Here is a 21,820-nt window from a genome sequence, read left to right as displayed (position 1 = left end):
TTCAAAGTTGAATCCGCCTCCCGATGTCACAGACATCACACAAACACTGGCAGCAGCGCGTAGGTTGGGGTGAGCACAAGCGAACCCCAACGATGACGATGACCTCGATGTTGGGCATCGCTGCACTCAGCCCAACCTACAAAGCATCGGCCCGCAGGCAGCCGCGCGGTGGAGATGCCGATCCCGGCGCCCAGGCCCAGTTCATCGCCATCACCGAAGTACGAGGAAGCACTGACCATGACCACGAGCGGATCACCTGCACGAAGCGCCGCACGGCCGCTTCATTGGCAGTGGTGATGACCTGGGCGTGGTCGGCGCCGCAATGGCGGAAATACGCGCGAACCGCTAGCGCGCCGCACCCGCCGGCGGTGCGGCCGGTGCGCTGGCCGCCGGAGTGCCGAACGTCGGCGTGCTCTGGTACTTCGCCGGGATGGCCCATTCGGTGGCTGCGTAGAAGATGATCCAGGCGATCACGAACAGGAACAGCACCCATACCCAGGTCGGGATGGCCGAGCGTGCCTCGGCGCGGCGTGGGTCGAACGGGTCGCCGGCGCTGAACGCATCCACCTTCAATTGCAGCTTGCCGCTCTGGGTCGAGCCCGGCTTCAGGCCGGTCACCATGATGCCGGGACCGTTCTGCACGTGGAACGGGATCTCCTCCACGCCCTCGATGCCGTTCTGGTCCTCCGCGCGCACGATCAGGCGATGCGGGCCATCCGCCAGCTGGCGCGTGTCCAGTTCGAGCTGGGTGGGCAATTCGTGATCGATGACCGGCGCCGGGTCGTCGTCGATGTAAACGCGGACGTGCGGGTTGGGCATGGCGGTCTTCCTCAACGATCCCGACGCAGGATGGAATACTTCGGATGATCCGGGCTGGATTCGCCCGGATGCGCCAGGTACCTGAACATCGCGATGAAGCACGCCAGCGTCACCACTCCGACCACCACCGCCACCGCGATGATGCCCCACAGGGGTCCCATCAGCATGTTGTGCATGATTGCCTCCGCCTCACTTGCTGCCGGCACGCAGCGTCGCCACCTCGGCCGCCGTCACCGGCTTACCATGATTGCCCCATGAGGAGCGCTCGTAGTTGGCGATGTTGGCGATGTCCGCGTCGCTCAATTGCGCGGCGAACGGCGGCATCACGCTGGAATACTTCACGCCGTCGATCACGACGCCGCTGGCACCGTGCAGCACGGTACGAAGATGCAGGCCCGGATCGTCACTGGCCACCGCGGCATTGCCCTTGAGCGGCGGGAACGCGCCCGGCACGCCCGCGCCGCTGGCCTGATGGCAGGCCGCGCAATTGGCCTCGAACAGGGCCTGGCCCTTGGCGGCGTCATAGGCATAACCACCCGCAGCCGCCGGGGCCACGGCGGCAGTCGGGGCCGCGGCGGGTGCGGCCTCGGCAGGCGCCACATAACCCGGGATCGGTTGCTGCTTCAGCGACAGCAGGTACGCCACCAGCGCCTTCGCCTGCGGCGTGGGCACCACGTAGCCGTGCGCCGGCGCGAACTTCGCCGGCAGCGGCACCGCCGTCTCGCCCGCAGGCAACTGGTCCACCACGCGGAACAGGAACCTGAAGTTCGGCATGATCGACTGCGGCACCACCGCGCGCGGGTCGTACAGGTGGATGTACTGCCACACGTCGCTGGGCTTCACCTTGCCCACATTGGTGAGGTCGGGGCCGGTACGTTCCGAGCCGAGCAGCTCCGGCGTCTGGTAGCTGAAATCGCCGGGCGCGGAGGGACGGCCGAACACCTTGTCCTCCGTCAGGGGACGCACCTGCTGGGTGTGGCAGTAGCCGCAGCCGTTGCCGGCGAACACCTCGCGGCCCTGCACGTGCAGCGGCGTCAGCGGCTGCACGCCGGGCCCGGGCGCGGTGTGCGACAGGTCGATCGCCGGGATCACCGCGATCAGCATCACGATCAATACGTACAGCGCGAGCGCGCCGCCGAAGATCACCCACATTTTCCGCGTCGGGTTCATGCCGCCGCTCCTTCGGGCTCCATGATCGGCGAGGGCGCGTTGCCCGGCTTGCCCGCAGTCATGCGCCACACGTTCCAGGCGAACACCAGGTGCGACAGGAACATCAGGATGCCGCCCACGCCGCGCCACAGGTAGTACGGCGCCATCTCGGCCACCGACTGGATGAACGGCACGCCGCGCACCCAGTCCAGCCCCTGCAGCGTGCCGCCGATCGACAGCGCGATCACGTAGATCGACATGCCGACCAGCGCCAGCCAGAAATGCGTCGCCACGCCGAGCCGCCCCGGGTTCTTGCCGGTGGCCAGCGGCAGCAGCGCGTAGATGGCGCCCCACACCGCGAAGCTGACGAAGCCGTACATGGTCAGGTGCGAGTGGCCCACGGTGAAACTGGTGAAGTGCCATACCGCCTGCAGCGAACGCAGCGCCTCGACCGTGCCCTGGGTGGAACCGACCAGGTAGCACAGCACGCCAATGAACAGGAACGCCAGCGGGTACGACTCGATGCGGCCGTGGTAGCGCCCACGCATGGTCAGCAGGAAGTTCGCGCTGCCGCCCAGTACCGGCACCAGCATGCCCACGCTGCAGATGATCGCGGTGGTCTGCAGCCACCATGGCAGCGGACTGAACAGGAAGTGGTGCCCGCCCAGCATCGGGTAGAACACCAGGTTGGTCCAGAACGCCAGCACGCCCAGCGCGTAGGAATAGATCGGCCGGTTCAGCACCTTCGGTATCGCGTAGTAGAACAACCCCAGCGCCAGCGGCGTGAACCACATGCCCACCGCGTTGTGCATGAAGTAGCCGGAGATGGCCACCTGACCCAGGCCCTGCTGGTACCACGGCAGGATCGCCACCAGGCAGATCACGCAGGTCCACAGGAAGCCGCCGATGATGTACCAGTTGGACAGGTAGATGTCGTGCGATGCACGCCGCGCGATCGTCGCCAGCAGGTTCCACACCGTGACCAGCAGCGCGGCGAGGAGCACCAGCCGGATCGGCCACGGCCACTCGCGGTATTCGAGGTCGCCCCAGTTGTAACCGAGATCGAGCGCGATGGTGCCGGTCAGCGCGGCAATGTTGAACAGCCACAGGCCGAGCCATGCGAGCCGCGTGCTGTAGAGCCGCGTACCGCAACTGCGCGCGGTGACGTAGAACGCCGTGCCCACCAGGCCGATGCTGGCGAAGCCGTAGAACACGCTGTTGGTATGGATCGGGCGCAGCCGGCCGAACGTCAGGTATTTCTCCGCCCAGAAATCCGGCGCACCGAACTTGAACGCCAGCAGCAGGCCCACCGCGGTACCGAACAGCAGCCAGCACGTGGCGCTGATGGTGTAGGCCTTGAAGACCGCGGCAAGCGCACGATCATCCTGCTCGCTGGTTTGTTCCTGCGTGGCATCACGGTCTGCGATGCCCGCGCCCTGCACGGCTGCTGCCACGATGGCCTTCTCCCGGTGAGGATATGGCACACGTCGCGGGAAACCTGGGCGCGTGTCGAGGTCGCCAGTCATGCGACCTGCATGGCTGGAACCCTTCAAGTCTAGGCATGCAGGCAAACCTCGCCCTGATGCAGATCAATCGCAAAAACCTGCAGGGACAAGAGGAACTCGCGGCTCGGGCACCCGCCGCGAACAGCTCACCGCCCGGCAAACACCACCGCCGGTTGCAGCTTCACCACCGGGCGCACGCTGATCAGCGCGGCCACCACGCTCACCACGACGACGCCCAGCAGCCCCGCCAGCGGGGTGAACCACATCATCCGGAACGGGAAGCCCAGCCGCAGCACAACCTCCCCGGCGAGGCCGCACAGCCCCAGGCCCATGCCGGTGCCCAGCAAGGCGCACATCGCGGCCTGCGCCAGCACCATCGCGGTCAACGTTCCCGACGGCGTGCCCAGCGCCTTGAGCACGGCGTACTGGCTCTGGTGCTCGTAGGTGAACATGTAGAGCATGACGCCGGTAACGCCGAAGCCCATAGTCATCGCCAGCATGAGCATCGCCGCGATGTCGCCGACGTCCTCGGAGTTGACCAGGAACCAGCGCACCGTGTCGGACTTGAAATCCGCCGTAGTGCGCGCGCGCAGGCCCGTGCGCAGCTCGATGCGCCAGGCCACCTCGCGCGGCGAGACGCCCGCCACGGTCCGCGCCATCACGAAGGTCAGCGTATGCGGCTCCACCGGCAGGATGAGCAACGCGTTGGACAGCGTGGTGTAGAGCAGCGGCCGCGGTGGGAAACGCGGCAGGGTCGAGGACTGGCCCAGCACGCGCACCAGGTGCTCGTTGACCAGCAGCTCGTCACCGCTGCGCAACTCGCGCGTCGGCGCATCCAGGTGCGCGCCGTCGTGCGGCCACTGGTCCTGCGGCAGCGCCGGCGTCTCCAGCTTGCCGCTGGTGCCGCCGGCGTCGACGATCACCGCAGCGCGCGCGCGCAGCTCGTCGGGATTCCGTCCGGGCACCACCGGCGCGCCGGCCAGCGATGCATCGTCCACGCCGATCACCTGGAAGGTCTGAAACTGTCCGTTGGGGAAACGCACGTCCGCGTTGCCCAGCGCCAGCGGCACCGCACGGCTGACGCCCTCGACGCTGCGCACCCGGTCCAGCGCGGAGGCCGGCATGTTGATGGTCTGCTCCACCGACTGCACCGCCGGGTCCATCACCCACACGTCGGTGGCGCCGTTCTCGGAAATCAGCGCGAAGCCATTGGTCATGAAGCCGCAGAAATACGAGGCGGCGAAGGTGACCAGGAAGGAGGTGAACGCGATCCCGAACAACAGCCCCACGAACTTCGCGCGATCCGCCGCCAGCATCTTCAGCGCGATGCGGAACATCAGCGCTGTCCGCCCGCCGGCTTGCCCGGCGCGGCGGCCACCTCGATGAAGGCATCCATCTGCTGCCCGAGGTACACCGGCAGCGTGCCGCGCTCGAAGCTGTAGATCACCTGCAGCACGCGGACGTCGGTGCGCTCCGTGCTCAGCCCGGTCAGCGACGTCTTGGGGGTGACATACGGCTCGATGTACTCGAAGCGCAGCGGGATGGACAGGCGGGGATTGCCGCGCACGAACGCACGCGCCTGTGTGCGCGGACGGACGCGCCACGCGTCGTTCTCGTCGATGTCCACGCGCAGGTACATGCGCTTGTCGTCGCCGATCAGCACCAGCGGCTTCGCCACCTCGCCCGCCGGCGCGAACTCGCCCACCCGCACGTTGACCTGCAGGATACGTCCGGCGATGGGGGCATGAGCCACCGCGCGGGCGATATCGACTTCGATCTGCTGCTCGGTCGCCGCAGCCGTCTCCACCGCGGAGGCGGCCGCCTCCATGTCGTCCTTGGCGTTGGTCAGCGCCTCGACGCTGAGGGCGGACTTGTCGAGGCGCTGCAGATTCGTGAGGTAATCCAGCCGGTGCGCGGGCCTCGCCAGCGCCGCCCGGGCCAGCCGGACATCGGCCTTGGCCACGCCCAGGCGCGCCTGCAGGTCGCGGTCGTCGATGCTGAACAGCGGAGCGCCGGCCTCGACCTCGTCGCCCGGTCGCACGTCGATCGCGCTCACCACCCCGGCCACGGCGGTGCCGACCGACACGTTGCCCAGGCCGGTTTCGGTGATGCCGGTGCCGACCACATAGTCCGTAAACGGCACCTGCTCGACCGGCGCGGCCGAGGTCGTCACCACGGTCGAATCGCCGGAGCGGAAGACCACCGCCACCGCGATGATTGCGCCGGCCAGCGCCAGGCCGGCCAGCAGGTAGATCCGCTTCTCGAATGGTGCCATCACGACTGCTCCCCCCGCCGCCCGCCCTCGCTGACGTCGATGATCCGCCCGTCCTCCATGTGCGCCATGCGGTCGGCGTATTCGAAGGTCCGGTTGTCGTGCGTGACCACGATCAGCGCCCGGTCTGACGCGCGGGCCACGCCACGCAGAATGTTCATCATCTCGTGTCCCGTCTTCGCGTCGAGGTTGCTGGTCGGTTCGTCGCACACCACCAGTTTCGGATCGTGCACCAGCGCGCGCCCGATGGCGACGCGCTGCTGCTGTCCGCCGCTGAGCTTGCGCGGCAGCGCATCGGCGCGCGCGCCCAGCCCGACTTCCTCAAGCACGGACCTGGCACGCTGCTCGGCCACCTCCCGCGCCACGCCGGATATCAGCAACGGCACCGACACGTTCTCCACCGCCGTGAGCGCCGGCAGCAGGTTGAAGGCCTGGAAGACGAAGCCGATGCTCTTGCCGCGAAAGTGCGTGCGCTCCGCCTCCGTCATGTGGCCGACGTCACGACCCAGCACCTCACAGCTGCCGCCATCCTGGTCGAGGATCGTGGTGATGATCGAGATCAGCGTGGTCTTGCCACAACCGGACGGCCCCACCAGCATCAGCAATTCCCCGATGCGCACATCGAGATCGACGCCGCGCAGCGCATCCACGCGCTCGTTGCCCGAACCATAGTGCTTGGTCAGGCCGCGGCAGCGCACGGCGGGTTCCTGGTCTGCGCCTGTCATCGATGACCGCTGCCTTCAGGAGTATCAAGGCCGGATTGTAGCCCTCGACCATGAATGCGGAAGGCATGGGCGCTGCGCAAGAAATCTCGCGCAGCCACCAGCGGGCGGCGACTCTCCGGCCTGCGGTCCCTGCGCTGGCGCCGCTGCGCATGGCGCTTGCGGAGGCGGTGCGAGCGTGGAGTCGGGGCGGATACGGCCGACACGTTGATCGACTATGTCCACTTCGACTCAAAGCGGACATCGTCCGGCCCTTTTGGAAGCTTCCCGCCAGACTTTCCGGTCGGCTCGCTGGGTGTAAGCAGCGGGTTACGGCTGCTTCAATTCGGTTAGAGGCCGGCGCCTTGAATTAGGGGGATGCCCTCAGATCCATCGAGCATCATGTCCTTTATGCTCCGGTGACCGAAGACGGGAAGGTGCATTGCGGGGCCAAGAAGGGCGCCGGAAGCGCTGCGCTCGCCCGAAAAGCTCTTGCTGACGACCCCTCGGATGACAGCGCCGTCGCCTCCAAGGATCGGGCTTCCGCTCATTTTCCCTGGAATCTTTGCTTCGAACTCGAAGCATGGCCCCGGAGTGGTCGCGCTTCGCGTCTCTCGGTTGTCGTAATGGACGGTGGTGGTGGTGCCTACAGAGACATACAAGTCTTGTTTGAAGTGGCTCAACACCACGCGGCCGCCTTCGTAGCGGACAGGAATATTCTTCATTTCTGCATAGCCTATGGCGAACACCTTCTCAGACACTTCCATGGGACGCAGAGACAGATTTAGCGGCTGATAAGCTCCGGAGGGATGTGGAGGCAGACGACATACGGCAACATCCGTATCTAGCTCCATCCTGTCCCGTTCGTGGAACAGTGGACTCACCTTCCAGCCACCCCAGTAAGCACACAATTCGAACGGGGCGAATTGAATGGCACCTTGTCCGTGTACGGCGGGGTGGAGCGGCAACAGAACTCCCATCTGGAGGTTTCGATCAAAGCGAAGGGCGCCGTTGTCGTTAGTCACGTTTCCGTAGCCTGAGTCTTCTGGATCCATGAGGACGTGGCCCGCAGTCATCACTAGTCCAGATGCACTGACGACGAAGGCGGTGCCGATAACCCTAAATGCGGGCGAACCAGCAACCAGGGCCACGACAGGCACAATGCTCTGCTTCAGGATCAGGTTAGTGGAACCCATGGTCTGGACGAGTTCCTCCATGGTCCTTCCTCTTGGGTTCTTCGACATCATCTCCATGCGATTGGCAATGGTGAAAAAGTCCGGTTCGCAGCCCGAGTTGGGGTGGAGATCGATCCCGTGGAGATCGGTGATTCCCCACTTCCCTTCGGGCGTTCTTTCCCAAAGCGACTTGAGAACCTTCACCCCAGTCGACTGGTCCATTTCGCCGTTCATGTGCGCAAAACCCCTGTTGTCGCAGTCTATCAAGGACTGAAGTTCAGGATGGGCAAGGTGCCGAACCACGTCGACTTCCTGGAGGACACCGGTGGCCTCTCAAGGGAAGGTAGAAGGCGTGCCCGCTTCTGGCTGCGGATAGTGAACATTCAACACTGCGTTCGGCTCTGCGGATGCCGCACCTGCCCCTCCCCGCGCACCACGAAGCGCTCGATGGTGAGCGCCTCGGCCCCCATCGGACCGTAGGTGTGCAGGCGTGTGGTGGAGATGCCGATCTCGGCGCCGAGGCCGAGTTCGCCGCCGTCGCTGAAGCGGGAGGAGGCGTTGACCATCACCACGGCGGAGCGGATCGCCCGCACGAAGCGTCGCGCGGCGGCTTCATCGGCGGTGGCGATGACTTCGGTGTGGTCGGAGCCGTAGCGGCGGATATGGGCGATCGCTGCGTCGAGGTCATCGACCACGCGCACGGCGAGGATCAGGTCGAGGAATTCGGCGGCGTAGTCGTCGTCGGTCGCCGCGTGCATGGCGGGCACCAGCGCGCGGCTGGCGTCGTCGCCGCGCAGTTCCACGCCGCGTTCGCGCAGCGCCTGCGCCGCGCGGGGCAGGAAGGCGGCGGCGACGTCGCGATGCACCAGCATGGTTTCCAGTGCGTTGCACACGCCGGGACGCGAGGTCTTGCCGTCGATCAGCAGACCCAGCGCCAGCTCGAGATCGGCGGCGCGGTCCACGTACAGGTGGCACACGCCCTTGTAGTGCTTGATCACCGGCACGCGTGCGTGCTCGGTGACGAAGCGGATCAAGCCTTCGCCGCCACGCGGGATGGCCAGGTCGATGAGGTCGCCGAGCTGCAGCAGTTCGACCATCGCCTCGCGGCTCAGGTCGTCGAGCACGGTGACGGCGGCCTCGGGCACGCCATGCGCGCGCAGCGCGGCGTGCAGGGCGGCGGCGATGGCGAGGTTGGAGTGGATCGCCTCGGAACCGCCGCGCAGGATCACCGCGTTGCCGGCCATCAGGCACAGCGCGGCGGCATCGGCGGTGACGTTGGGGCGCGCCTCGTAGATCATCGCAATCACACCGAGCGGGATGCGCACGCGTTCGATCGACAGGCCATTCGGCCGCGTCTCGCGGCGGGTCGTCACGCCGACCGGATCGGGCAATTCGGCCACTTCGCGCAGCGCGCCGGCGATGCCGGCCACGCGTGACTGGTCCAGCCGCAGCCGGTCGAGCATGGCGCCCTGCACACCTTTCGCCGTGGCCTGGCGCATGTCTTCAGCGTTGGCCGCCAGCACCGCAGCGGACTGCGCCTCCAGCGCTGCTGCCATGTCGCGCAACAGCGCGCGCTTGGTCATCGTGTCGAGCCCGGCGACTACCTGCGCCGCGTCGCGGCAGGCCTGTGCCTGTTCCCTGATCGTGCTCATGCGCCGATCTCCTGTCCGGATGCCACCGGACGGTTCATGGTGACGAGGTCGTCGCGATGCACCACCTCGTCGCCGTAGCTGTAGCCGAGCACGCCGTCAATCTCGCGGCTGTGCCGGCCAGCCAGACGGCGCACCTCGGCGGCGCCGTACTGGCTGAGTCCGCGCGCGACGGCGGCGCCGTCCGTGTCGACGACCTCGACCAGGTCGCCGCGGTGGAACTCGCCGTCGGCGCCGACCACGCCGCCCGGCAGCAGCGAGACGCGCCCACCGGCCAGCGCCTTCGCGGCACCCGCGTCGATGCGGATGCGGCCCGGCGCGGCAGGCGCGTGGCGCAGCCAGTACTTGCGCGCCTGCAGGCGTGTGGACGCCGCGGCGATCAAAGTACCGTGCAGCTGCCCGCGCTGCAGCGCCTGCACGGTGGCCGCCGCGCGCCCGCCGAACAAGGCGGTGGGGATGCCGGCGGCAGCCGCCTTCGCCGCCGCCTGCAGCTTGGTGCGCATGCCGCCGGTGCCGGCGGCGCTGCCGCTGTCGCCGGCCATCGCCACGATCTCGGGAGTCAGCGCCGCCACCTGCGCGATCGGCACGCCCGCGGGATTGCGTCGCGGGTCGGCGCTGTATAGCGCATCGACGTCGGAGGCGATCAACAGCAGGTCGGCATCGACCAGCGCGGCAACGATGGCGGCGAGGTTGTCGTTGTCGCCGAGTTTCAATTCGTCCACCGAGACGGTGTCGTTCTCGTTGACCACCGGCAGCACGCCGAGCTGCAGCAGCTCGCGCAGGGTGGCGCGTGCGTTGAGGTAGCGGCGGCGGTTGCGCAGGTCGTCGTGGGTCAGCAGCACCTGCGCCACCGGCCGCGCGGACAACGACTGCCACAACGCGACCATCGGTGCCTGACCCAGCGCGGCCAGCGCCTGCCGCGCGGCGAGCCCGCCGCCGCCGGACGCGTGCTGACGCAGCAGCGCGCGCCCCGCCGCCACCGCGCCAGACGACACCAGCACGACCTGGCGGCCGTCGGCATGGCTGGCATCCACGAAGGCAGCCAGGGCTGCCGCATGACGCGGCGTGAGGCCGCCGCCGTCGGCGGCGAGCAGGTTGCTGCCCACTTTCAGTACGGCGCGGCGCCATGGCGGCAACGCGTGGCTGGGCAGTTCGGTGCGCGCGCTGGTCGTGTCGGTCACCGTCATGCCCATGCTCCCAATCAGTCGTCAAGTGCGCGCAAACGCGCGTGCAGTTCATCCAGCCGCAGGTCGTTGCCGGCGCCCGGCGACACGCGCGCGGCGAGGCTGCGTTCCGGCGTACGTCCCTGCCCGGCGGATGCCGCGGCCTCCGCGGCGGCGCGATAGGCGTCGCGGAACGGCACGCCGGCGGCGGCCTGCTCGATCGCCACGTCAGTGGCGTACATCGCCGGCTCGATCGCGGCGCGCATCGCGTCTTCGTTCCACCCGAAACGTGCCAGCAAGTCGGGCACCAGTTCCAGCGCCATCAGGCCATGGCGCACGCCATGGAAGATCGAGCCCTTGGAGAACTGCAGGTCGCGCTGGTAGCCGGAAGGCAGCGACAGCAACTGCTCGATCTCGGTACGCGCGGCGGCCACGCTGGCATAGCTGGCGCGCAGCAGTTCGATCACGTCGGGGTTGCGCTTGTTCGGCATGATCGAGCTGCCGGTGGTGTACTCGGCCGGCAGCTTGACGAAGTTGAACTCGGCGGTGGTGAACAGCGACAGGTCCCAGGCCAGCCGGCGCAGATCGAGCAGCGCGCCGCCGATCGCCTCCAGCACGGCCATCTCGAACTTGCCGCGCGACAGCTGCGCGTAGATCGGGCTGAGCTGCATGCGTGCGAAGCCGAGTGCCTGCGTGGTGTGTTCGCGGTCCAGCTTCAGGTTCACGCCGTAGCCGGCGGCCGTGCCGAGCGGGTTGGCGTCGATCAGCGCCATCGTCTGGCGGGCGCGCAACGCGTTGTCGATGAAGCCTTCGGCGAAGCCGGCGAACCACATTGCAGTAGACGACACCACCGCGCGCTGCAGATGGGTGTAGCCCGGCAGCGGCACGGCTGGCTGCGCGGCGCGGTCGAGGCAGATCTGGGCGATGGCGCGGCAATGCGTTTCCAGCGCGCCCAGTTTGTCCTTCAGCCACAAGCGCGTGGCCACCAGGATCTGGTCGTTGCGGCTGCGCCCGGTGTGCACGCGGCGGCCGGCGTCGCCGAGGCGTTCGGTGAGGCGCGCCTCGATCGCCGAATGGCCATCCTCGTGGCGCTCGTCCAGCACGAACGCGCCGCTGGCGAAATCGTCGGCCAGCGCATCCAGCTCGCGCTTCAGCGCGGCCACTTCGTCGGCGTCGACCACGCCGATGTTGGCCAGTCCTTCCACGTGCGCCTTGCTGGCGGTGATGTCGTGCAGGAAGAACTCGCGGTCCAGCAGCACGTCGTCGCCGGCGAGGAACTGCATGATCTTCGCGTCGATCTTGATGTTGGATTTTTGCCAGAGGGGTTGGGTCATGGTGGTGTCCTGGTTCTTTCATGTAGGAGCCCGCTGGCGGGCGATGCTTTTTATTGGAACGCTCTGGAACAAGAGCATCGCCCGCCAGCGGGCTCCTACAACGGCAGCGGGATGGCGGTGTATTCGTCCACGCCGATCGCGCGGTTGATGTTCTGCATGGCCTGCGTCGCCGCGCCTTTCAACAGATTGTCCAGGGTGGCCACGACCACCACCCGCTTGCCGTTGGCCGAGACGGCAAAGCCGCCAATCTCGGCATAGTGCTTGTGCGCAACGCGACTAACCCACGGTGCCTCGTCGGTCACGCTGACCAGGTTCTCGCCATCGTAGGCCGCATGGAAACGCTGCAGCACGTCCTCGCGTTTCAGCGGGCGGGTGAGGTACAGGTTGGTGGTGACGGTGAGGCCGCGGAAGTGCGGCGCCACGTGCGGCATGAACTCCACCGGGATGCCGAGCCGGAAGCTGGCCTCCTTCTCGTGCATGTGGCCGGTGAGCGCGTACGGCATCAGGTTGTCGCGCAGCTTTTCCGGATCGTTCTTGTCCGACGGCGTGGTGCCGGCGCCGGAATAGCCGGATACGCCGAAGCACACCGGCGGCGCGGCCAGCAGGTCCTTCAGCGGTGCGATGGAGAGTTCCATCGCGGTGGCGTAGCAGCCGGGGTTGCTGATCCTTTTTTCGCCGCGCCACTGCCCGCGGGTGAGTTCGGGCAGGCCGTAGTACCACGACGGATCGAAACGGTAGTCAGCGGAAAGATCGAGGATCAGCGTGTCCGGTTTCGCCGCGTCGATCGCCGCCACGTACGGCGCCGCCTTGTCGTTCGGCAGCGCCAGGATCACCACGTCGGCGCGCTGGGCGGCCACAGCCTCGGAATCAAGGTTCTCGTAGCGCAGTTCGCCGGCGAAACCGTCGACATGGTCGGCCACGCGCTGGCCATCCAGTTCACGCGAGGAGACGAAAGCCAGCTCCAGCGCAGAATGCGCCGCGATCAGGCGGATCAGCTCCATGCCGGTATGGCCGCGCGCGCCGACGATGCCGATGGTTTTCATGTCGTGTGTCACCGATTCACTCCTGCAATTTTTCTACTCCTCCCCCTGCAAAGCAGGGGGAGGTTGGAGGGGGTGAGGCTTTTTATCTTCCGCCAAGATCAAGAGCGACCCCACACCCAAAGGACTCCCTTCGGTCGCCCAACCCTCCCCTGCTTCGCAGAGGAGGGAGTTGATGCTTTTCACCCCACCAACGTCGGCTGGCGTTGTGCGCAATGCGCCACACAGCCGGCGATGGTGTCGAAATTGCCGTCCAGGCCGTACCAGAACACCTTCCAGCGCGGCTGCTTGAGGCAGCCGTCGGACTCGGCGTAGTAGAAGATGTTGACCTGGTTGTGGTGGCGCGAGCGCCAGAACAGCCGCGGGTTCTCCTCGCGCATTACTTGCCACACGGCGCGGCCCAGGCCTTCGCCCTGCGCGTCGTCGAGCACGGCGAACTTGTCCAGGTACGGCAGGTCGCCTTCCATGGTGAGGATCATCGCGGCACGGTAGTTCTCGCTGACGTAGATGCGGTACGGCCGGGTGCGCTCGAAGTAGTCCGCCACCAGCGCGCGGCCGAAGCTGGATTCGATCAGCGTGCGCATGCGCGCGAGATCCACGCCCTGCCACGAGTCGAAGTGCAGCACCTTCTCGCCACGCCGCACCAGCGTGCCCGAACCCTTGTGGGTGAACAATTCCTTGGCCAGTTCGGACGGCCGGGTGATCGACACCGACGAGGTCAGCGGCAGGTCGGCCAGCAGGTCGGCGATCTGCTCGATCTTCAGGCGCATGCCGCCGTTGATCCACGGCTGCGCCATCAGGTGCTCGAACTCGGTGCTGAGGTTGATCGAGTCGATCACCTTGCCGTCGCCGTCGAGCAGGCCGCCGGTGCCGGTGAGGAACACGATCTTGTACGGCTGCAGCACGCGCACCAGTTCGTTGGCGGCGACGTCGGCGTTGACGTTGAGGATCTGCCCTTCGTCGGTTTCGCCGAGGCTGGCGATCACCGGGATCGAGTTCGCGCGCAGGCTGGCTTCGATCGGCGCCAGGTTGATGCTCTGCACCTTGCCGACCAGCCCCAGGGCGTCGCGGTCGAGGTAGCTGGCCATGAATACGCCCGACGGCACCGCGGTGGCGCGGGTATCCATCGACTGCAGTGCTTCGACCAGTTTCAGGTTCTGCTGCATGAACACGCGACGCACGATACCCAGTGCCTTCGGCGAGGTCACGCGCAGGCCGCCCACGGTCTGTTTCTCGATGCCGGCGGCGGCCAGCTCCTCATCGAGCTGCGGGCCGGCGCCGTGCAGCACGATCGGGGTCAACCCCACCTGCTGCAGGAAGGTGAGCGACGAGGCGAGGTCGGTCAGCTCGTCGCGCAGCACCGCGCCGCCGACCTTGACCACGGCGAAGCGCTTGGCGTCGACTTCGGAAAAGCGCTTCAGGTACTGCTGGATTTCCTTCGCACTGCCCATGCTCGAGAGCAGGCGCACGATGGTCTTGCGGGTGTTGTGCTTAGCCGTGTCCATTGTTGATGATCCGGAAAATCGTTTGTGCGTAATGCTGCAGCTGCTCCAGCGCGACCCACTCGTCGGCGCTGTGCGCCTGGGCGATGTCGCCGGGGCCGTAGACGAAGGCGGTGCAGCCTGCGGCGGAGAACAGCGCGGCCTCGGTCCAGAAATCCACCGCATTGCCGATCGGAATGCCCAACCCGTCGGCGAGGTCGCGTGCCGCCAGTCGATGTTCCTCCGCACGCGCGGTGTCGCCGGCCGGCAAGGTGGCACCACGGAAAGTCTCGGTGAATTCCACCGGCTGTGGTTCCACCAGATTGCGGAAACGGATCAGCAGGTGGTCCGGATTCATCGTGGGCAAGGCGCGAAAACCGAAGCGCACTTCCGCCGTCGGCGCGATCATGTTCGCCTTGATGCCGCCTTCGATGCGGCCGATATTGAAGCGCAGGCCGGTCAGGCCGCCGAAGCGCTCGTGCGCCTGCCCCGCGACGAAGTCCAGCGCCGCATCGCCCCAGCGCACCGCCTGATGCAAGGCGCTGTCACCGGGCTTCTGCTCGCCCGAGGCATGCCCGGCCTGGCCGGCGAAACGCATCAGCACCGACTGGATGCCGCGATGGGCCAGCACTGCTTCGCCCCTGGTGGGCTCGGCCACGATCACCGCTTGATAGCCCCTCTCCCGCCGGCGACCCTGAGGGAGTCCCCTTGCGGGTGAGAGGGGTTGGGGTGAGGGTGCGCTCGAAGCCGGATCTCCCGCTTCGCCCGTACCCTTTCCCCGGCCCTCTCCCGGAGGCGACCCTGAGGGAGTCCCCTTGCGGGTGAGAGGGGGCAAAACGCGCAGGAAGCCGGCGATACAGCGCGCATCGTTGGCCTCTTCGTCGGTGGTGAACAGCAGCGCCAGCGGGCCATCGCTGGCCTTCGCCACCGCCAGCAGCGCGGCCGCCGCGCCCTTGATGTCGCAAGCGCCGAGGCCGATCGCGCGATCGTCGGTGACCCGCAGCACATGCGGGTCGGCCGTCCATGCCGGCGAATCCGGCACCGTGTCCAGGTGCACGTTGAACAGCAACTTCGGCTCGCCGCGCACCGCATGCAAGGCCACTGCACCGGCACCGAAGTCGGTCACCGTCACCGTGAAACCAGGCAACTGCGCGCGCAGGTAGTCGAAGATGCCGCCGGTGTCGATCGCGCGCGGCGGGTTGCGCGTGTCGAAGCCGACCAGCGCCTTCAGGTGTTCCAGAGTGGAGGTAAGTAGCGGATTCATGTCCTGCCTGGCGTCCTCATGTAGACGTCCGGATCGAGTTTTTCCATCAATGATTCCGGCCGCGCCGGTGCGGCGAAACCGAAGCTGGCATACAGCCCATGCGCGTCGCGGGTAGCCAGGCTGAGACGGCGCAGGCCCTGCAACTGCGGATGCGCCATCACCTCCGCCATCAGCGCCTTGGAATGGCCTTGCCCGCGACAGTCCGGCAACACGAACACGTCCGCGAGATAACCGAAGGTGGCGCCGTCGGTGACCACGCGTGCGAACGCCACCTGGCGTCCGTCCAGGTAACCGCCGAAGCACAGCGAACCTTCGATCGCCCGTTCCACCGTCGCGCGCGGAATGCCGCGGCTCCAATAGGCCTCGGTGGAGAGGAAACGATGGATCAGCCCGATGTCGAGGCTGTCCTTGTCCGTGTTGACCCGCAGGACACCCATATGCTCAGCCCTTGCCCGCCGCCCGATTGACCTCGGCCCACAGCGTGCTGCTCATGCCGAACAGCTTGATGAAGCCTTCGGCCTCCGCCACGCCCCAGTCGGCCGACTGCGCATAGGTGGCGCCCTTGGCGTTGAGGATGTGCTTCGACTCCACAGCCACCGCACCCACGCTGCCGCCACTCGTCTCCAGCGTCACGGTGCCGTTGACGGTGGACTGGCTGGAGGCCAGGAACGCTTCCAGGTCGGTCTTCAGCGGATCGTGGAAGAAGCCCTCGTAGACCAGCTCCACCCACTTGCGGGCCACCTCCGGCTTGAAGCGGTTCTGCTGCTTGCTGAGCACCGCCTCTTCCAGCGCGCGATGCGCGGCAAGCAGCACCGTGAGGCCAGGCGCTTCGAAGATGATGCGGCCCTTCAGGCCGATGGTGGTGTCGCCGGTGTAGAGGCCGCGGCCCACGCCATAGGCGGCGAACAGGCCGTTCAACTTCGCCAGCATCTTGTGGCCGGCGAGCTTTTCTCCGTCCAGCGCCACCGCCTCGCCATTGACGAAGCCGATCTTCACCTGCAGCGGCTTGGACGGCCATTCGGCGCGCGGCTTGCACCAGCCCACCGCACCGGCGCCGGGCGCCTGCCACTTGTCGATCTCGCCGCCGGACATGGTCAGGCCGAGCAGGTTCTCGTTGATGGTGTAGGCCTGCTGCTTGGCGCGCACGCCGAAGCCGCGCTCTTCCAGGAACTTCTGTTCGTAGGCGCGCGTCTGCGTGTGTTCCTTCTGGATCTCGCGGATCGGCGCCACGATCTGGTAGTCGCCCAGCGCCTTCACCGCCAGGTCGAAACGTACCTGGTCGTTGCCCATGCCGGTGCAGCCGTGCGCGATCGCCTTCGTGCCCAGTTCGGCGGCGCGCTTCAGCGCGGCTTCGACGATCAGGTAACGGTCGGATACCAGCAGCGGGTACTGGCCCTGGTAGCCCTCGCCCGCCCACACGAACGGCTTGACGAAACCGTTCCAGATGGCCGGGCCGCCGTCCACGGTGACGTGGCTGGCCACGCCCAGTTCCTTCGCGCGGCTCTCGATGAAGGCGCGCTCCTCGGCATCCACGCCGCCGGTGTCGGCGAACACCGTATGCACGGCCCAGCCGCGCTCCTGCAGATAAGGCACGCAGAAGCTGGTGTCGAGGCCGCCGGAGAAGGCGAGGACGATGTCTTTGCTCATGGCTTGCAGATCCTGAAAAGAAAAACGGTCAGATGGATGCGACAACGATGCGCGGTTCGCAGCGCACCGGGAAATTCACGGAGTTGGCGATGAAGCAGGCGTGGTGGGCGGTTTCGTGCGCCGCCTCGGCCCTGGCCGGATCGCTGGCGGCGCTGATCGTCACCACCGGATGCAGCACCACTTCGGCGAAGCGGCCGCCGTCGCCTTCGGTGACCATCGTGCCTTCGGCGGCGTCGGTGTAGGCCGTCACCACCACGCCGGCCACGGTGGCCATGTGCAGGTAGGACAGCATGTGGCAAGCCGACAACGCGGCTACCAGCATGTCCTCGGGGTTGTGCCTGGCGGCGTCGCCGCGGAACGTCGGATCGGACGAGCCGGCCAGCTCGGGCTTCCCCGCAACGCGGATCACATGGTCGCGGCTGTAGTTGCGATAGCCGTCCGTGCCCGTGCCGAGGTTGCCGGTCCACTCCACGTCGACGAGGTAACGATGCGGGTGGTTCATGCCTTCGACTCCTCCTGCAGGGCCATCAACGCAGCCAGTTCCGCGTCGCCATCGCCGTCGCGCTCGCGCAGGCCGGCGATCACGCCTGCGCGATTACGCGCGGGGTGGTTCTGGTTGAGCTTGAACTTGCCCTCGATGCGCTCGATTGCGACTTCGAGGCCGACGATCGCATGCAGCGACTTCTCGATGTGGTCTTCCGGCGCATCGGTGATCTTCCACGGCTGCGGCTGGCCCGCTTCGTGGCGATTGGTCAGGGTTTCCAGCAGGCGACGCAACCAGCCGGCATCGTCGATCACGCGCAGGCGGCCATGCACATGCACCACCGCATAGTTCCAGGTCGGCACCTCGCGATGCGTCTCCTGCTTGGTCGGATACCAGTTCGGGCTGATGTAGCCGTCCGGGCCCTGGAATATCAGCAGCACCTCGGCGCCGTCCAGTCGCGCCAGCTCGTTGCCGCGGGCGACATGGCCATGCAGCAGGCCGCCGACCAGCTCGAACGGCAGATGATTGGCGACCATGCCGTCGGCCGTGTTCGCCACCATGGTGGCGAACGGACAGGCACGAATCAGCTCGTGCAGAACCTCGACGCGTGTTTCAGCGAAATGCTTCGGCGTATACATGAAAGCTCCGGCGGCAATCGAATCCCTATTCCCCGCTACGCCAGCAGCGACGCCATCACCGCCTTCTGCACGTGCAGGCGGTTCTCGGCCTCGTCGATGGCAATGCAGTACGGCGCGTCCATCACCGCATCGGTGGCCTTGACGTTGCGGCGCAGCGGCAGGCAGTGGCTGAACAGGCCGTGGTTAGTCAGCGTCATCTTCGCCTCGTCCACGATGAAATGCTTGTGCGCCTCGCGGATCGGCTTCTCCTGCTCCCAGCGGCCGAAGAACGGCAGCGCGCCCCAGCTCTTGGCGTAGACCACGTCAGCGCCGGCGTAGGCTTCCTCGATGTCGTGGCTGACCTTCAGCGAGCCGCCGTTCTGCTCGGCGTTCAGACGGCCAAACGCCATGTAGCGCTCGTCCAGTACGTAGTCCGGGGTGGGGCACAGCAGGGTCACGTCCATGCCCATCTTGGTGGCGATCAGCAGCGCCGAGTTCGCCACCGCGGTGTTCAGCGGCTTCGGATGGTAGGTCCAGGTGAGCACATACTTCTTCCTGGTGAGGTCGCCCAGGTGCTCCTTCAGCGCCAGCGCGTGGGCAAGCTCCTGGCAGGGATGGGTGATCGTCTCCATGTTGATCACCGGCACCGTGGCGTACTGTGCGAAGGCCTTGATCACCTTGTCCTGGCGATCGACCGCCCAGTCCTGGAATTTCGGGAACGCGCGCACCGCGATCAGGTCGACGTAACGGCTGAGCACGCGCGCCACCTCGGCAATGTGCTCCTCGGTGTCGCCGTCCATCACAGTGCCTACCTCGAACTCGATGGGCCACGCGTCCTTGCCCGGCGCCAGCACGATGGCGTGGCCGCCAAGCTGGAACGCGCCCAGTTCGAAGCTGGTGCGGGTGCGCATCGACGGGTTGAAGAACAGCAGCGCGATCGATTTGCCGGCCAGTTGCCCGCCGCGCATTTCCCGCTTGAACGCGGCGGCCTGCTCCAGCAGCGCGTCGATCTCGGCGCGGCTGTAATCCTGGGTGGTGATGAAATGTCGTGGTGCCATGGTTAACTCCATCCAAAAACAAAAAAACCCGGCGCAAGAGCCGGGTTTATCGTCGATGCACATGAAACGCGTGCGACTGCCTACCCGGCCAAATGTCCGTCCAGCGGTCGGCGCGCACGCGACGTCATGCCAGCGGCCGCGCGGGCGCTGGTCAGTACGGTGGCGGTATAGACGGCTGTGGACACGCGGAATCCAGATGGCGAGCGCGCATCATGGCGGCAATTTCGCTGCCATGCAACAAAAAAATCGATGCCCCTGAACGACAGCGCCGCCAACGGGCGGCGGCGCTGCTGCTGGCAGGCAAAAAGCGCATCAGTCGGCAGGATCGACCCGCACACGCACGCGCAGGCGCTCGCCAGGGTCGTAGCTCAGACGCCTTACATACACCTCACCGCGATAACGGTATTCCACGTCGTAACCGATGATCCGGCGCTGCTCGCTGATCGAGCTGACCTCGCGACATTGGGTCTGGGTGGTTTCGTACTCGCCACCCCGGCTGGACACTCGGTTGCCCACCGCACCGCCGGCCACGGCGCCGGCGACGGTAGCCGCCTTGCGCCCGTCGCCCTTGCCCACGGTGTTGCCCAGCACGCCGCCGATCACCGCACCCAGCACCGTGCCGGCCGTGTTGTTGCCGCCTTCGCGGCGAACCACCGGCTGCTCGTAGCATTCCTGGCGCGGCACTTCGGTGCGGGTGACGCCCTGCACCGGATCGGCCCGCAGCACGTCGGCCCAACCATAGTGGGCATTGTCGTCAGCATTGGCGTAACGCCCATCCTGGGCGTAGGCACCGGTAGCCATCACGGCGAGTACCAGAGCGGAAAGCCATGGTTTGGTCATGGTGACCTCCAAAATTCGGAAACTGCGGGTGCACTTGCACCCGTACTGGCGGCATTCCAGCAAATTCACGCTGAATACACCCTTAGAACCCATCTCCCGGGCGCTTGCGCGACTCGGCCGCTTACACCTTGTTAAGATGCCGGGCTGGCCGCGCTGCCGCCGGCCGGCCCCTCGTTGCGGATCCCACCGATGCCGATTTCGCTCTACAACAGCCTGACCCGCCGCACCGAACCGTTCGCCCCGCTCGATCCCGAGCGCGTGACGATGTATCTGTGCGGCCCCACCGTCTACAACTACGTGCATATCGGCAATGCGCGCGGGCCGGTGGTGTTCGACGTGCTGGTGCGCCTGCTGCGCCGGCACTACCCGCGGGTGCTGTACGCCCGCAACATCACCGACGTCGACGACAAGATCAACGCCGCCGCGCAGCAGCAGGGCGTGCCGATCGGTGCGATCACCGGCCGCTTCGCGCAGGCGTACCGTGAGGACATGGCCGGGCTCGGCGTGGCGCCGCCGGACGTCGAGCCGTGCGCCACCACCCATATCGGCCCGATCATCGCGATGATCGAAAACTTGCTGGACAACGGCTACGCCTATGCCGCCGAAGGCCACGTGCTGTTCGACGTCGGCTCGTTCCCGGCCTACGGCGAACTGTCCGGCCGCGACCCTGAGGAACTGATCGCCGGCGCCCGTGTCGAGGTGGCCCCGTACAAGCGCAACGCCGGCGATTTCGTGCTGTGGAAACCGTCCACGCCCGAACTGCCCGGCTGGGACAGTCCGTGGGGTCGCGGCCGCCCGGGCTGGCACATCGAATGCTCGGCGATGAGCGCGGCGCACCTGGGCGACACCATCGACATCCACGCCGGCGGCGTCGACCTGCTGTTCCCGCATCACGAGAACGAAATCGCCCAGTCCACCTGCGCGCACGGCGGCAAGGTGTTCGCACGCTGGTGGATGCACAACGGCATGCTCACCTTCGGCGGCCGCAAGATGTCCAAGTCGCTGGGCAACGTGCTGCTGGTGCACGAGTTGCTGCAGCTGCATCCGCCCGAGGCGCTGCGCCTGCGCCTGCTCAGCGGGCACTACCGGCAGCCGCTGGACTGGTCCGAGGCGGCCATCGCCCAGGCGACCGGCACGCTGGACGGCTGGTATCGCGTGCTGCGCGACCTGGCCTCGGTCGAACTGCCGCCCGGCGAACTGCCGGTACCGGAACGCATCGAGGCAGCTCTGTGTGACGACCTCAACACGCCGCAGGCACTGGCCGAGCTGTCCGTGCTGGCCGATGCCGCGCGCCAGTCCGGCAGCGCCGAGGCGAAAGCCGCCCTGCTCGGCGGCGGCGCCCTGCTCGGCCTGCTGCAACAGGATGCGGAAACCTGGTTCAGGCGCGGCGAGAGCACGGTCGACGCGACGCACATCGAGGATCTGCTGCAACAGCGCCAGGCCGCCCGCGCCGCCCGCGATTTCGCGCGCGCCGACGCGATCCGCGACGAACTGGCGGCCATGAACGTCGCGATCGAGGACAGTGCGCAAGGCACACGCTGGAGCATCGCCAAGCCATGACGCACCTGCGGGAGGCGCCCTGTGTGCGATGCTCTGATGTTGAACGGAGCCAAGAGCATCGC

At 66.9% G+C, this 21,820-nt stretch carries 21 protein-coding genes; 1 reads left to right on the top strand and 20 read right to left on the bottom strand.

From position 1 onward, the window contains the following. Positions 1-345 precede the first annotated feature (345 nt). From UUA_RS04110 to UUA_RS04020, 20 genes are all read right to left on the bottom strand, one after another. A complete protein-coding gene (locus UUA_RS04110; protein ID WP_008434497.1) occupies positions 346-819 on the bottom strand; it encodes a hypothetical protein in 474 nt (157 codons plus the stop codon). A gap of 11 nt (positions 820-830) precedes the next feature. Next, positions 831-995: a hypothetical protein gene (locus UUA_RS19230; protein WP_155943232.1), complete on the bottom strand. Its 165-nt coding sequence runs from the start codon at positions 993-995 to the stop codon at positions 831-833. 13 nt (positions 996-1,008) lie between these two features. Beyond that, the gene (locus tag UUA_RS04105; protein WP_008434496.1) at positions 1,009-1,989 is read right to left on the bottom strand and encodes a cytochrome c; all 981 of its coding nucleotides are present in this window, start codon (positions 1,987-1,989) and stop codon (positions 1,009-1,011) included. Next, complete coding sequence (locus tag UUA_RS04100; RefSeq protein WP_235605976.1) at positions 1,986-3,422, bottom strand: cbb3-type cytochrome c oxidase subunit I; 1,437 nt, start codon at positions 3,420-3,422, stop codon at positions 1,986-1,988. The genes UUA_RS04105 and UUA_RS04100 overlap by 4 nt, the downstream gene beginning before the upstream one ends. A gap of 197 nt (positions 3,423-3,619) precedes the next feature. After that, entirely contained in the window at positions 3,620-4,810 is a 1,191-nt protein-coding gene (locus UUA_RS04095; RefSeq protein ID WP_008434492.1) for an ABC transporter permease, read from the bottom strand. Then, on the bottom strand, positions 4,810-5,748 hold the full coding sequence (locus tag UUA_RS04090) for an efflux RND transporter periplasmic adaptor subunit (protein ID WP_008434491.1): 939 nt from the start codon (positions 5,746-5,748) through the stop codon (positions 4,810-4,812). The genes UUA_RS04095 and UUA_RS04090 overlap by 1 nt, the downstream gene beginning before the upstream one ends. Then, positions 5,748-6,443, bottom strand: coding sequence for an ABC transporter ATP-binding protein (locus UUA_RS04085; RefSeq protein WP_008434489.1), 696 nt, complete (start codon positions 6,441-6,443; stop codon positions 5,748-5,750). Before UUA_RS04085 ends, UUA_RS04090 begins: the two co-directional genes overlap by 1 nt. 353 nt (positions 6,444-6,796) lie before the next feature. Beyond that, positions 6,797-7,855 (bottom strand): trypsin-like peptidase domain-containing protein, encoded by a 1,059-nt coding sequence (locus UUA_RS04080; protein WP_039953530.1) that lies wholly within the window; start codon positions 7,853-7,855, stop codon positions 6,797-6,799. 149 nt (positions 7,856-8,004) lie between these two features. Continuing rightward, positions 8,005-9,273: a glutamate-5-semialdehyde dehydrogenase gene (locus UUA_RS04075; RefSeq protein ID WP_008434486.1), complete on the bottom strand. Its 1,269-nt coding sequence runs from the start codon at positions 9,271-9,273 to the stop codon at positions 8,005-8,007. Beyond that, positions 9,270-10,463, bottom strand: a complete 1,194-nt coding sequence (gene proB / locus UUA_RS04070) for a glutamate 5-kinase (RefSeq protein ID WP_008434485.1) — start codon at positions 10,461-10,463, stop codon at positions 9,270-9,272. Before proB ends, UUA_RS04075 begins: the two co-directional genes overlap by 4 nt. Positions 10,464-10,471: 8 nt before the next feature. Further along, positions 10,472-11,767 carry an argininosuccinate lyase gene (locus tag UUA_RS04065; protein WP_008434484.1) on the bottom strand — a complete coding sequence of 432 codons (1,296 nt, stop codon included), beginning with the start codon at positions 11,765-11,767 and terminating at the stop codon, positions 10,472-10,474. 95 nt (positions 11,768-11,862) lie between these two features. Beyond that, positions 11,863-12,810, bottom strand: coding sequence for an N-acetyl-gamma-glutamyl-phosphate reductase (gene argC / locus UUA_RS04060; RefSeq protein ID WP_008434483.1), 948 nt, complete (start codon positions 12,808-12,810; stop codon positions 11,863-11,865). 179 nt (positions 12,811-12,989) lie between these two features. Beyond that, positions 12,990-14,312, bottom strand: coding sequence for an acetylglutamate kinase (locus UUA_RS04055; protein WP_008434481.1), 1,323 nt, complete (start codon positions 14,310-14,312; stop codon positions 12,990-12,992). Further along, positions 14,299-15,552, bottom strand: a complete 1,254-nt coding sequence (locus UUA_RS04050) for an acetylornithine deacetylase (protein WP_008434479.1) — start codon at positions 15,550-15,552, stop codon at positions 14,299-14,301. The genes UUA_RS04055 and UUA_RS04050 overlap by 14 nt, the downstream gene beginning before the upstream one ends. Next, positions 15,549-15,989: a GNAT family N-acetyltransferase gene (locus UUA_RS04045; RefSeq protein WP_008434478.1), complete on the bottom strand. Its 441-nt coding sequence runs from the start codon at positions 15,987-15,989 to the stop codon at positions 15,549-15,551. Before UUA_RS04045 ends, UUA_RS04050 begins: the two co-directional genes overlap by 4 nt. A gap of 4 nt (positions 15,990-15,993) precedes the next feature. Next, complete coding sequence (locus tag UUA_RS04040; RefSeq protein WP_008434477.1) at positions 15,994-17,199, bottom strand: argininosuccinate synthase; 1,206 nt, start codon at positions 17,197-17,199, stop codon at positions 15,994-15,996. 28 nt (positions 17,200-17,227) lie between these two features. Next, positions 17,228-17,701 (bottom strand): OsmC family protein, encoded by a 474-nt coding sequence (locus UUA_RS04035; RefSeq protein WP_008434476.1) that lies wholly within the window; start codon positions 17,699-17,701, stop codon positions 17,228-17,230. Next, positions 17,698-18,321 carry an FMN-binding negative transcriptional regulator gene (locus tag UUA_RS04030; RefSeq protein ID WP_008434474.1) on the bottom strand — a complete coding sequence of 208 codons (624 nt, stop codon included), beginning with the start codon at positions 18,319-18,321 and terminating at the stop codon, positions 17,698-17,700. Before UUA_RS04030 ends, UUA_RS04035 begins: the two co-directional genes overlap by 4 nt. Before the next feature lie 35 nt (positions 18,322-18,356). Next, positions 18,357-19,358: an N-acetylornithine carbamoyltransferase gene (locus UUA_RS04025; protein ID WP_008434471.1), complete on the bottom strand. Its 1,002-nt coding sequence runs from the start codon at positions 19,356-19,358 to the stop codon at positions 18,357-18,359. Positions 19,359-19,670: 312 nt separating this feature from the next. Beyond that, positions 19,671-20,198 (bottom strand): glycine zipper 2TM domain-containing protein, encoded by a 528-nt coding sequence (locus UUA_RS04020; RefSeq protein ID WP_039953521.1) that lies wholly within the window; start codon positions 20,196-20,198, stop codon positions 19,671-19,673. Positions 20,199-20,387: 189 nt separating this feature from the next. Here UUA_RS04020 and cysS point away from each other — a divergent pair, with 189 nt between their 5' ends. After that, on the top strand, positions 20,388-21,758 hold the full coding sequence (cysS, locus tag UUA_RS04015; RefSeq protein ID WP_008434469.1) for a cysteine--tRNA ligase: 1,371 nt from the start codon (positions 20,388-20,390) through the stop codon (positions 21,756-21,758). Positions 21,759-21,820 lie beyond the last annotated feature (62 nt).

The sequence above is a fragment of the Rhodanobacter thiooxydans LCS2 genome, assembly GCF_000264375.1.
GTDB classification, from domain to species: domain Bacteria; phylum Pseudomonadota; class Gammaproteobacteria; order Xanthomonadales; family Rhodanobacteraceae; genus Rhodanobacter; species Rhodanobacter thiooxydans.
Note: the sequence above shows the minus strand (reverse complement) of the source record. Positions and strands in the feature narration are given on the sequence as shown.